The sequence below is a fragment of the Allobosea sp. 05T422_2 genome (assembly GCF_056396265.1).
The window spans coordinates 1-11,654 of the sequence record NZ_JBFTLD010000215.1 but is presented as its reverse complement, the minus strand read 5'-3'; the positions used below and the strand labels follow the sequence as shown (position 1 = coordinate 11,654).

Annotated in this window: 10 protein-coding genes; 1 reads left to right on the top strand and 9 read right to left on the bottom strand. The window is 67.0% G+C overall.

The features are described from left to right. Positions 1-600 precede the first annotated feature (600 nt). Together AC1DJT_RS27225 and AC1DJT_RS27220 are read right to left on the bottom strand one after the other, a co-directional pair. On the bottom strand, positions 601-1,725 hold the full coding sequence (locus tag AC1DJT_RS27225; protein ID WP_441504798.1) for a zinc-dependent alcohol dehydrogenase family protein: 1,125 nt from the start codon (positions 1,723-1,725) through the stop codon (positions 601-603). 82 nt (positions 1,726-1,807) lie between these two features. Next, positions 1,808-2,770, bottom strand: a complete 963-nt coding sequence (locus AC1DJT_RS27220; protein ID WP_476835264.1) for a LysR family transcriptional regulator — start codon at positions 2,768-2,770, stop codon at positions 1,808-1,810. Positions 2,771-3,136: 366 nt separating this feature from the next. Between AC1DJT_RS27220 and AC1DJT_RS27215 the strand changes: the two genes are divergently transcribed. Beyond that, on the top strand, positions 3,137-4,135 hold the full coding sequence (locus tag AC1DJT_RS27215) for an MBL fold metallo-hydrolase (protein ID WP_441504796.1): 999 nt from the start codon (positions 3,137-3,139) through the stop codon (positions 4,133-4,135). A gap of 107 nt (positions 4,136-4,242) precedes the next feature. On the opposite strand, the gene AC1DJT_RS27210 is transcribed toward AC1DJT_RS27215, so the two are convergent. The 7 genes from AC1DJT_RS27210 to AC1DJT_RS27180 form a co-directional block, all read right to left on the bottom strand. Beyond that, positions 4,243-6,117, bottom strand: a complete 1,875-nt coding sequence (locus AC1DJT_RS27210; RefSeq protein WP_476835263.1) for a bifunctional sugar phosphate isomerase/epimerase/4-hydroxyphenylpyruvate dioxygenase family protein — start codon at positions 6,115-6,117, stop codon at positions 4,243-4,245. Then, complete coding sequence (locus AC1DJT_RS27205) at positions 6,114-7,184, bottom strand: Gfo/Idh/MocA family protein (RefSeq protein WP_441504794.1); 1,071 nt, start codon at positions 7,182-7,184, stop codon at positions 6,114-6,116. Before AC1DJT_RS27205 ends, AC1DJT_RS27210 begins: the two co-directional genes overlap by 4 nt. After that, positions 7,181-7,867, bottom strand: a complete 687-nt coding sequence (locus AC1DJT_RS27200; RefSeq protein WP_476835262.1) for an ABC transporter ATP-binding protein — start codon at positions 7,865-7,867, stop codon at positions 7,181-7,183. The genes AC1DJT_RS27205 and AC1DJT_RS27200 overlap by 4 nt, the downstream gene beginning before the upstream one ends. 63 nt (positions 7,868-7,930) lie before the next feature. Further along, the gene (locus AC1DJT_RS27195; protein ID WP_441488756.1) at positions 7,931-8,674 is read right to left on the bottom strand and encodes an ABC transporter ATP-binding protein; all 744 of its coding nucleotides are present in this window, start codon (positions 8,672-8,674) and stop codon (positions 7,931-7,933) included. Next, positions 8,671-9,729 carry a branched-chain amino acid ABC transporter permease gene (locus tag AC1DJT_RS27190; protein ID WP_476835261.1) on the bottom strand — a complete coding sequence of 353 codons (1,059 nt, stop codon included), beginning with the start codon at positions 9,727-9,729 and terminating at the stop codon, positions 8,671-8,673. Before AC1DJT_RS27190 ends, AC1DJT_RS27195 begins: the two co-directional genes overlap by 4 nt. Continuing rightward, positions 9,726-10,604 (bottom strand): branched-chain amino acid ABC transporter permease, encoded by an 879-nt coding sequence (locus AC1DJT_RS27185; protein ID WP_441488754.1) that lies wholly within the window; start codon positions 10,602-10,604, stop codon positions 9,726-9,728. Before AC1DJT_RS27185 ends, AC1DJT_RS27190 begins: the two co-directional genes overlap by 4 nt. A gap of 185 nt (positions 10,605-10,789) precedes the next feature. Beyond that, a partial coding sequence (locus AC1DJT_RS27180) for an ABC transporter substrate-binding protein (RefSeq protein WP_476835260.1) occupies positions 10,790-11,654 on the bottom strand: 865 nt, incomplete at its 5' end.

Here is an 11,654-nt window from a genome sequence, read left to right as displayed (position 1 = left end):
TGGCTATGGCGCCGGCGGCGGCATCGAGCTGCCCTTCGGCGGCACCGGCAAGAGCGGTCATGGCCGCGAGAAGGGCTTCATGGCGCTGGAAGAGTTCGCGGTGACCAAGACGATCGTCCACAAGCACGGCTGACTCTTTCACGGTGAAGCGCCGGAACCTCGCCGAAAACCCTCTCCGATAGTTATCGGGAGGGAATTGCGCCCCACCTTCTCCCCTTGCGGGAGGAGGTGGCCCGAAGGGCCGGATGAGGGGGCGCGGTGCCCTTGCCGGTTATCGCCCCGCAAGCCTCAAACCTTCCAACGTCGCGCGACCCCTCACCCCAACCCTCTCCCGCAAGGGGAGAGGGGGCAGATCGCGCCGAATCCCGCCTCGGTCGCTGCCATCTATCTTGCGATGGTGGCGGCATCGAGCATGCGCTACGGCCTGTTCGGCATCGCCTTCGCCTGGGGCTCGCCAACCACGCGGGCCGCTCTACGATCATGCCGGGTTCGCGGCGCTGGCAGTGGTCGCTGCCGCCTTGATGCTCGCGGCCACGCTTGCGGCTGCGCTGGCGCGGCGCGCGCCGACGCCCTCCAAGGCATGAGCCTCGAGGCGGATGCCTACATCAGGATCACATGGCGGATCGTGCGGCCTTCGGCCAGCGCGTCAAAACCCTCGTTGATCTCGTCGAGCCCGCTCGTGCTGGTCAGCAGCTTGTCGACCGGCAGCTTGCCGCGCAGGTAGAGGTCGATGAAGCGCGGGATGTCGCGGCCGGGGATGCAGCTCCCGACATAGGAGCCCTTCAGGGTCCGCTCCTCGCCGACCAGCTTGACCGGAGCGAGCGCGAGCGTGTGCGCCGGGTTGGCAAGGCCGGCCGTGGTCGTCGTGCCGCCGCGCCTGGTGATCTGATAGGCGAGCTCGAGTGCCTTGACCGAGCCTGCCATCTCCAGACCGTGGTCGACGCCGCCTTTGGTCGCCGCGCGGATCGCCTCGACGACGCCGGGATCGCCGGCATTGAAGGTGTCGGTAGCGCCCAACTCGCGGGCGATCCGGAGCTTGTCCTCGGAGAGATCGACCGCGATCACGCGGGCGGCGCCGCAGGCGACAGCGCCGAGCAGCGCGCTCAGCCCGACGCCGCCGAGGCCGACGACGGCGACGCTCTCGCCGGCGCGGACCTTTGCCGTGTTCACCGCGGCGCCAACCCCGGTCAGCACCGCGCAACCGAACAGCGCCGCGATCTCGTGCGGGATATCGGCCTCGATCTTCACCAGCGAGTAGCGCGAGATCACCGCATGCTCGGCAAAGGCCGAGACGCCGACATGGTGGTTCACCGCCCGGCCATGGGCCGAGAGCCTGCGCCCGCCGCCGAGCAGCTCGCCTGCGCCATTGGCCGCGTTGCCGGGCTCGCACAGGGCAGGGCGACCCTCGCTGCACGGCGCGCAATGGCCGCAGGAGGGGACGAAGACCATGATGACGCGGTCGCCCTTCTTGAGGTCGTTCACGCCGGGGCCGGGCTCGACGACCTCGCCGGCCGCCTCATGGCCGAGCACCATCGGCACCGGACGGGGCCGGTTGCCGTCGATCACCGAGAGGTCGGAATGGCAGAGCCCGGTGGCCCGCACGCGGACCAGGACCTCGCCCGGGCCGGGCGGCGCAAGCTCGACCTCTTCGATCGCAAGCGGCCTGGAACGCGCATAGGGCGCGGCGACTGGGCTGGCATTCAGGACGGCGGCGCGGATCTTCACGGGCGTTTCCTTGGGCAGGCTGAGTTCTATGGCCGGCCGAAGGTCGGGCGCGATGCGAGCCCTGTCAAAGAGGAAATCGCGATCAGCCGTATAAGGCCGGGCGATCACCGTCCTMACCGAGCGTCGCCGTCCAGGTTTCGTCGGCCACCAGCCCGCGCAGGATCTCCCAGGAAAGCTGGCCGATGGCGCGCGCCGCAGCCGGCATCGGGCGCTCGGTCGAGTAGGCGAGATAGACCTTACGATGGAGTGCGGGCCKGTCGATCCGCCAGGTCTGGAAGATGCCGGCCCTGGCCTGCGCGCTGACGGCCATGCGGGGCAGGATGCCGTAGCCCAGCCCACGCTCCGCCAGCCGCTTGATCTGCGAGTAGGATTCGATCTCGATCGCCGGGTTGATGGCGGCGTGGACGCCAAGCGCGGCCTCGTCGATCTGGTCGCGCAACCCGTGCCCCTGGCCCGGCAGGATCAGATCGAGTTTGGCCGCCTCGGTCAGGCTGACGGTGCCCCCGGCCGGCGCCGCGACAGCATTCAGCGAAGGCGCTCCGAACAGGCAGAGCTCCTCGGTCAGGACATGGTGGATGCCGAGGCCCTTGGGGTCGGAGGTCGAGTAGATCACCGCGAGGTCGACCTCGCCGCGGCGGAGCCAGTCGAGCACGAAGCCGCTCATCGCCTCGGCGATACGGATGCGCACCGCGGGGTAGCGGTCCCGCGCCGCCTCGATCAGCGGCACGCTGAACTGTTCGCTGACGGTGCCTGGCAGGCCGATGCGGACCTCGCCGCCGGGCGCGGCCGATACGCCGCGCACGGAGTCGCGCAGTTCGGCGAATTCGGCGAGGATGGAGCGGGCCCGCGCGAGCAGGCGCTCGCCTGCTTCGGTCGGGATGACGCCGCGCGTGCCGCGATGCAGGAGCGGCACGCCGAGCTCATCCTCCATATGGCGCAGATGCTGGCTGAGCGCCGGCTGGGCGACGCGCAGCTTGGTTGCAGCCTTCGAGAACGAGCCCTGTTCGACGATCGCGGTGAAATAGCGGAGCTGGCGCAGATCCATCGCGGCTTCATCTCTCCCGGCGGCCCATGAATGATCGCCGCATGGTGGTAGCGTCCGCGGCGTGCGAAGGCCAGAGACCCCCGGCACGGCGATGCAACGGCTGAACGGCAACGCGCTGCGGGGCGCAGCGAAACGACGTGAAATCAGCGTCGTGTCGCGCGCTCCCTGAAACACTCTTGCCGGGGGGCGCCCAAGCTTTCGGTTATGCGCGCCAGAGCGAAGGCTTATTGGCCGTCACGCAACGGCACGTGCATCCTCGCAGGTGGCGTGAGGACGGGAGGCCCTCTTCAAGGAGCGCCTCATCCGAAACGCCCAGCAGCAGCAACCGGCGCAAGACGCCGGATGGTCACGTTCAGGAGGAATGCCATGTCCAGGGATCTGATCTTGCCGAGCCGTGCCAGCCGTCGCGGCTTCCTCAGCGGCGCTGTCGCGCTTGCGGCGGGGGCGACCATGCCGATCGGCGCCATGTCCTTCGCCAAGGCGCCGCTCTCCAACAATCAGGCGCCCTATTTCTACCGCTTCATGCTCGGCCCTTCCGAGGTGACGGTCATCTCCGACGGGCCGCTGCCGCTCGGGGACCCCGGCACGAATTTCGTCGGCGTCGCCAAGGACGAGGTCTACAGGATGCTGGAGACGAACTTCCTGCCGAAGGACAATGTCGTCCTCGAGCAGAACGTTCCGGTGGTGAATTTTGGCGATCGGCTGGTGATGTTCGACACCGGCATGGGCTTTTCGAAGGCCTTCGGCCCGACGACCGGGCGCCTGCAGAAGAGCCTGCAGGAGGCCGGCATCAAGCCCGGGGATATCGACGCCATCGTCTGCAGCCATGCCCATATCGACCATATCGGCGGCATCTGCACGGCGGACGGCAAGGCCAATTTCCCCAATGCGCAGATCTATATCAGCCAGATCGATTTCGATTTCTGGACGGATGAAAGCAAGCTCGGCTCGCCTCTCAAGGCCTTCGTCGAACACGCGCGCGCCAATCTTCTGCCGGTGCGCGACCGCATCGTCTTCTTCCGGGATGGTCAGGAATTCCTGCCGGGCATCCAGGCGATCGCGGCGCCGGGCCACACCGCCGGCCATCACATCTTCATGGTGTCCTCGGGCGGAAAGACCTTCGCATTCCTTGGCGATCTGACCCACCACGCGGTGCTGCTGCTCGAGAAGCCGCTGATGGAATTCGCCTATGACAGCGACCCCAAACAGGCCGCACAGTCGCGCGTGAAGCTGCTCGGCATGCTGGCGGCCAACAAGACACCCGTAATGTCCTATCACTTTGCCTGGCCGGGTTTCGGTAATCTGGCCAAGGCGGGCGATGGCTACCGTTATTTTGCCGCACCTATGGACATGCTGCGTGGGTGAGTGAGCTGCGCTGCGGTGCTCCTCCCCCTGCGGCGCCTCACCGGGGCCGGGGTCTGCACGAATGCTTCGGCCTTCGCGCAGGCTCCGGCCTTCCCTTGCCGGGCCTTTCAGTCTCGCAGGGGGCGGGGCACCGTCACCGGGCGTGCCTCGCGGGCCTGGGCGGCAAGGCGCATCGGTGCATTGACCGCGCCAAAACCGGAATAGCCGCCGCGACGCTCGACGATCTCGAAGAAGAAGCGCTGGGCGAAGACGTGACTGTAGACCTGCAGGAACTCGGCCTCGCCGTCGCGGTCGTAGAGGATGTGGTGCTCGCGCAGCCGGTCGATGACGTCGGGCTCCAGTCCGTGCCGGGCCTCCAGGTCGTCGTAATAGTTCGCGGGGATGTCGAGGAAGGACAGCCCTGCCGCGCGCATCGCCGTGACGGCGGCAAAGATGTCGGGTGCGCTGAAGGCRATATGTTGCACGCCAGAGCCGAAATGCTCGGAGACGAAGCGCGAGGAGAGCGTCCGTGTCGCCTGCGAACCGTTGAGCACGAAGCGGACGGCACCGTCTCTGCTGATGATCGGCCGGCTCGCGACCAGTCCGGCGGGATCCGCGACATCGGTTTGCTGGATGCGCTCCAGTTCGAAGAGCGAGGTATAGAACAGCAGCCAGGACAGCATCTCCTCGTAGTCCATCGACTGCGAGATATGGTCGACGCTGTCCAGGAGKGCAGGTGAGGGCGCGCGCTCATCTACCGTTGCGATGAACTCCTTCTCCCAGACATGGCCGAGCTCGCCCTTGGGCTCGGTGAAGTAGATCAGCGCGCCGCCGACTCCACGGATCGCCGGAATATGCATCTCGCCCGGCGCGATCGGCTGCTCGAAGGCTGCGATTTTGAGCTGCTTCGCCCGCGCCATGGCCTGCGCCACATCCGCCACCCGCAGGCCGATCGCACAGACGCCGGGCCCGTGCATGATCGCATGCGACTGGGCAAAGCCGTCCTTCTCGGTGTTGAGCACGAGATTGATGCCGCCCTGGCTCCAGCGCGTTACCGCTTTGCTGACATGGTGCCCGGTCTGCCGGAAGCCGAGCGCGGTGAAGAGTTCCGCCAGGCTGTGGGCCGTCTCCTCGTCGAGCGCGAACTMGATGAACTCGACGGCAAGGCAGGGCGCGCGCGGTGGCAGCTCCGGCGCGACCTGGTCGGCGAGCTGGATCAGCGAGCGCACGCCGTCGGTCGCGAGCCGCCGGGCCGAGCCGGCGCGAAACTGGTCGTTGAAGACCTCGAGTGAGAGCGGCCCGGAATAGCCCGTCGCCTCGACGGCCCTGACGAAATTCGCCACCGGCAGATCGCCCTGTCCGGGGAAGCAGCGGAAATGCCGGCTCCAGCTCAGCACATCCATGTCCAGCGCGGGCGCATCGGCGAGCTGGACGAGGAAGATGCGGTCTCCGGGGATCGTCGTGATCGGCCCCAGGGGCGAGCGCCGCGCAAGCGTGTGGAACGAGTCGAGGATCAGGCCGATGCGCGGATGGTCGGCCCGGCGCACGATCTCCCAGGCGTCGCGGTAGTCGTTGATATGCCGGCCCCAGGCCAGCGCCTCGAACCCGACCTTGACGCCATGTTTCTCCGCCAGGGCTCCGAGCTCTCGCAGATCGGCCGCTGCACGGTCGATGCCGGCCTCGGCCGGCGGCGAGACATTGGAGCAGATCAGCATCAGCTCGGCGCCGAGCTCGTTCATGATCGCGAATTTGCGCTCGGCCCGGGCGAAGGCGCGGGCGCGCTGCGGCTCCGGCATGCCCTCGAAATCGCGGAAGGGCTGGAAGGCGGCGATGCCCAGGCCGAGATCGGCGATCATCCGGCCGACATCGCGCGGGCTGCCGTCGAAGGTCAGGAAGTCATTCTCGAAGACCTCAACCGCATCGAACCCGGCGCCGGCGATGGCTTGCAGCTTCTCGGCAAGATCGCCGCTGAGCGAGACGGTGGCGATCGAGGTCGGTTTCATGCTGCACCTGTCCCGGACAAGACCCGCAGCGGAGCGGGCTTGACGGTTGCCCCGGTTCGGGCTGCCTCTGCAACGGCCTCGACGACCGCCAGCGTGCGGGCGGCATCGGCTGCGCCGGTCAGCGGCGCTTCGCTGCCGCGGATGACGGCGCAGAAGTGCCTGAGTTGTTCGGCCAGCGGTTCGACAGGCTCGACGCCACGGCTCTCGTGCTGGAGCGGCTCCCACCAGCCGGCCTTGTCCCCGTAGTGCCAGAAATCGAGCTTCGGCAAGGCCAGCGAGCCTTCGCTGCCGGCGATCAGGTAACAATGGCCCTCGCGCTGCGGATAGGCCTTGTTCTCGCCCGAACTGAGCTCCCAGCTCCAGGGCGAGGGCGTTACGTCCGAGACGGTCGCGGTCCCGAGTGCACCATTGCTGAAGCGGAAGATCAGGGCGGCGCTGTCCTCGACGGCAAAGCCGCGTGTCGCGTTGGAGGTGATGGCCTGCACGCTGTCGATCTCGCCGCAGATGAAGCGGAGATTGTCGATATCGTGGATCAGGTTGATCAGCACTGGCCCGCCGCCCGGCTCGCGCCGCCAGGCGACGTCGAAATAGTCGTCCGGCTTCTTGATCAGGAACAGCGCATTGACGGCGACCAGTCGGCCGATGCCGCCTTCGCCGACGATCCTTCGCGCCGCCTTGACGATCGGGTTGTGGCGGCGGTGATGGCCGGCAAGCACGGCGACGCCCGTGCGCGCCTGGGCATCGACGAGCTGTTGCGCCGCAGCGACGCTCTCGGCGAGCGGCTTCTCGACCAGCACCGGCACGCCGGCCTCGAGGCAGTCGATCGCGCCCGGGACATGCAGCGCATTGGGCGTCGCGATGATGGCGCCGTCCGGCTTCATCGCTGCCAGCATCTCCTGCTGCGACGGGAACCAGCGCAGATTCCGCTCGGCCGCGATGGCCTTTGCCGCCTCGGTCGGGTCGCAGATGGCGGCCAGTGAGCAATCCGGCGAGGCCTCGATGCGCAGGAGATGGGCGCGGCCGATCAGGCCGGCGCCGACGAGCGCGATCTGGAGAGGTTTGCTCATGCGGCCTCCGTCATTGCGCCGCCGAGGAAAAGCTGGCCGACGCGCGGATCGGCGAGGATATCGGCAGCCGGTCCCTGCATCCTGGTCTGGCCCAGCTCCAGCACAAGCCCCTCATCGGAGATCTCCAGCGCCGAGCGGGCATTCTGCTCGACCATCAGGATGGTGACGCCGCGCGTGCGCAGATTCTGCAGAATGCCGAAAGTCTCCTGCACCATCATCGGCGACAGCCCGATCGAGGGCTCGTCGATCAGCACGAGCTTGGGGTCGAGCAGCAATCCGCGCACGATCTCGAGCTGTTTCTGCTCGCCGCCCGAGAGGGTGGACGCCTGCTGGTCGGCCTTGCGGCGCAGCGCCGGAAAGCGATCGAGCGCGGCTTCCAGCCGCTTCGGCATATCGGTGATGCGCGAGCCCGCCGCGACTGCGCCGAGCTCGATATTATGGCGCACGGAGAGCTCGGGGAAGATGTTGCGCCCCTGCGGCACATAGCAGATGCCGGCCTCCAGGAGCTTGCGCTGGTTCCAGTGGGTGATTTCGGTGCCGTCCAGCCGGATATGGCCCTCGCGGACCTTGAGCAGGCCGAAGATCGCCTTGAAGACGGTCGACTTGCCGGCGCCGTTGGGGCCGATCACCGTGGTGATGGCGGCGCGCCGGACCTTGAAGCTCGTGCCGTTCAGGATGGTCATGGCGCCATAGCCGCCGACCACGCCGTCGAGTTCGAGGATATGGGCGTCMATTCCAGTCGCTCCTCAATGGCCGAGATAGGCTTCGATGACCTGTGGATTGGCCCTGACTTCGGCAGGCGTTCCCTCGGCCAGGACCTTGCCTTCCGCCAGCACGAGCACGCGGGTGCAGAGCGACATGACGAAGTCCATGTTGTGCTCGATCACCACGAAGGTCGCGCCCTGCTCGGCATTGATGGCGCGCAGGCGCTCCTTGAGGTCGCCGAGCATGGTCAGGTTGACGCCGCCCGCCGGCTCATCGAGCAGCACGAGGCGGGGCCCCGCCATGAAGGCCATCGCGGCATCGAGCAGCTTCTGCTGGCCATAGGAGAGCCCGCCCGCCTTGGCGTCGACGAGATGGCCGAGTTTGAAGAAACCGATCATCCGGTCGGCCTTCTCCGTCAGCCCGGCATCGCGCCGCCCGAAGAAGCGCGTGAGCATCGTGCCCTCATGTTCCTGGCCGGCGAGGATCAGGTTCTCGCGCACCGAGAGCTCGGGGAAGACCTGGAGCAGTTGGAATGTGCGGCTGACGCCGAGGCGGTTGAGGTCGGAGGGGCGCATGCCGGTGACCTCCTTGCCGTCGAGTTTCACCGTGCCCTCGGTCGGGTCGAGCTGGCCCAGGATGCAGTTGAACAGGGTCGACTTGCCGCAGCCATTCGGCCCGATGATGCCGAGGATCTCGCCCTCCTTGACGGAGAAGGAGACACCGTTCACCGCCTTGATGCCGCCGAAGGCCTTGTGGATGTTCGAGACTTCGAGGACCGGGCTCATGAGCGGCCTCCGGTGTTGGCGGCCACGCTCTTGCCGATCTTGCCCTTGCCGGTGAGCTTCGCCCAGCCGCGTTCGAGCAGGCCGCTCACGCCCTGCGGGMAGGCGATCAGCAGCAGCATGACGATGGTCGCGAAGATGATCAGGTAGAGCGACCCGACGACGCGCAGCCATTCCGGCAGCACCACGCCGAGCAGCGCGCCGATGAACGGGCCGAGCAGGTAGCCGGCGCCGCCCGCGACCACCATCAGCAGCAAGAAGAAGCTCTGCGACAGCGAGAAGGGCGAGGGGTCGATGAATTCGACCAGCGGAGCGTAGAGCGCGCCGGCAAAGCCGGCATAGGCCGAGCCGATGGCGAAGGCGAGCAGCGTGTACATGCGCGTGTCGATGCCGAGGCTGGCGGCCCGGATCGGGTTCTCGCGCAGCGCCGTGAAGGCGCGGCCCCAGGGCGAGCGGATCATCCACCATAGCGCGATCGCCAGGATCAGGGTGACGATGACGACGAAAYGGTGGAAGGCGAGCGCGCCGTCGAGCTTGAGCCCGAAAAAGCTGGGGCGCGGGATGTTCGAGAGCCCGAAGACGCCGCCGGTCAGCCATTGCTCGTTGCGCAGGATCAGCCAGATCAGCGTGGAGAAGGCGAGCGTGACGAAGGCGAGGTAATGCGCCTTGACCCGCAGCGCCGGGAAACCGAGCACTAGCCCGACCGCGAAGGTCAGCAGGCCCGAGATCGCAAAGGAGGCGTACCAGTTCAGCCCGGCCTTGGTGGTCAGCAGCGCCGTCGCATAGGCGCCGAGCCCCATGAAGGCGGCCTGTGCCAAAGACTTCAGGCCGGCATAGCCGAGCGTCAGGTTGAGGCCCATCACGGCAATGCTCATCACCAGCCAGAGCGAGAGCACATAGGTACCATAGCGGCCCATGCCGGCCGGGGCGAACCAGAGGATGACGGCGCCGAGCATCAGCGTGATCAGGGTGCCGTCGGCGAAGGCGGCAAGGGACGGCACTCTTGAAAGGCGGCCGCGCTGCTGCGGCAGGCTTGCCTCGGTCGCGGGCGCGGTCATACGCGGCGCTCCTCTTTGCGGCCCATCAGGCCTTCCGGCTTGAGCAGGATGATGACGACGAGAAGAACGAGCGGCACGGCCAGGCGATAGGAGGATGAGATATAGGCCGCCGCCATGCTGTCGACGATGCCGACCACGAGTCCGCCGACCAGCGCGCCGCGCACCTGGTTGAAGCCTCCGACGATGGCGGCGATGAAGGCGAACAGGCCGATGACCTCGCCGTTCGAGAATTTTGCCAGATAGATCGGTGAGATCAGCACCGAGGCGACGACGGCGAGCGCGGCGTTGATCACGAAGGTCAGCAGGACCATGCGCTCGACCGGGATGCCGAGAATGCGCGCGACGGTCGGGTTCTGGGCCGTGGCCTGCATCTGTCGGCCAAGCCGCGTGCCGCCGACGAACCATTGCAGCAGGCCGATCACCGCGAATGCAACGACGATGATGGCGACATGCTGCAGCGAGATCGAGGCGCCGAAGACCGAGATCGTCTGGGTCGGCACGAACGAGGGGAAGTTCTGTGCCTCCGCCGAGAAGCCGTCCTTGGCGCCTTCCTTCATGATGATCGAGAGCGCCATCGTGGCGATGGCAAGCGGCAGGACGCCGTGCCGGATCATCGGATCGACCACCGCGACCTTGAACCCGACGCCGAAGATCAGGATGAAGGCGGCGATGCCGATCAGTGCGCCCAACCAGATCGGCGCGCCGAACAGCTTGATGGCGAGCAGGACCAGCACCGCCGGCAGCATGACGAACTCGCCCTGGGCGAAATTGATCGTCTGAGAGGTCTGCCAGACCAGCGTGAAGCCGATCGCGGCCAGCGCGTAGATCGCGCCGGTGGCGATGCCGGCGATGAGATAGGCGATGAATTCAGCCATGGCGCGTCCTTGTCCTGTTGGCGCTGCCTGTGTTCCGACCTGCCGTCGTCCCCCCGGCGCTGGCGGCCGCAGGCCGCATGGAGCCGCAAGCCAGTTCCGGCGCGTTGCGTCCGCTTCTGGATCCCGGGCGTCCGTGCGGTCGCCCGGGATGACGTGACGAGGTGTCGTCGTCGTGAGGCTGGGTCTTACGGCTTGATCTTGGGCAGGGTCGCGTTGATCACCTGCTTGCCGTTGATCACCTCGGCGAGGAAGCTCTCGCGGTCGAGGTCGCCATTGCTCTCGATGGTGGTTTCCATCAGGATTCCCGGCTCGTCCGAAGGCTTGATCGTCGCGCCGCGCAGCGTATCGGCGAGGCCCTTCTTGTCGAACTTGTTCTGCTTCTCGGTCGCCCACTTGATCATGTAGACGGCCATGTAGCCCTTCAGGCCGTTATGGTCGGAGGCATAGTTGTACTTGGCCTGGTACTTCTTGCCGAATTCCTGGAAGGCCGGGATCGGCGCGTCGATCGAGAGGCCGACATGGCCCTTGACGCCGTTGGCAGCGTCGCCCGCGAGCTCGATGACCTTGGCGCCGAGCAGCGTCGTCTCGCCGACCATTGGCTTGCTGATGCCCTGCTGCTTGGCGGCGCGCAGGAAGCGGGCGCTCTCTTCCTCGTTGAGATAGACGAAGATGGCGTCGGCATTCGAGTTCTTGATCTTGATGGCGTCGGCGGCGAAATCGGCCTGGCCCTGTTCGGTCGCGACATCGGCCGCCACCTTGATGCCGGCCTTCTCGAGTTCGGGCAGGATGGCGTCGCGCCCGCCCTTGCCGAAGTCGTTATTGACCCAGACGACGGCGACCGAACCCGCCTTGACCGTGTTCTTCAGATAGTTCGCGATCTTCGGCATCGCCGCCGCCTGGCTGAGCGAGGTGMGGAACAGGTACTGGTTGCCCTGCTTKGTCAGGCCGGCAGCCTCGCCGCCGACGAACTGGGCGATCTCTGCACGCTGGGAAATCTGCATCGAGGCGCCGATCGGGCCGGAGAAGACCGGGCCGAGCACGGCATAGGTG

Coding starts and splice junctions, on each gene's coding strand:
- AC1DJT_RS27215 (WP_441504796.1), top strand. CDS start 3,137: ATGTCCAGGGATCTGATCTTGCCGAGCCGTGCCAGCCGTCGCGGCTTC.
- AC1DJT_RS27205 (WP_441504794.1), bottom strand. CDS start 7,184: ATGAGCAAACCTCTCCAGATCGCGCTCGTCGGCGCCGGCCTGATCGGC.
- AC1DJT_RS27200 (WP_476835262.1), bottom strand. CDS start 7,867: ATGACCATCCTGAACGGCACGAGCTTCAAGGTCCGGCGCGCCGCCATC.
- AC1DJT_RS27195 (WP_441488756.1), bottom strand. CDS start 8,674: ATGAGCCCGGTCCTCGAAGTCTCGAACATCCACAAGGCCTTCGGCGGC.
- AC1DJT_RS27185 (WP_441488754.1), bottom strand. CDS start 10,604: ATGGCTGAATTCATCGCCTATCTCATCGCCGGCATCGCCACCGGCGCG.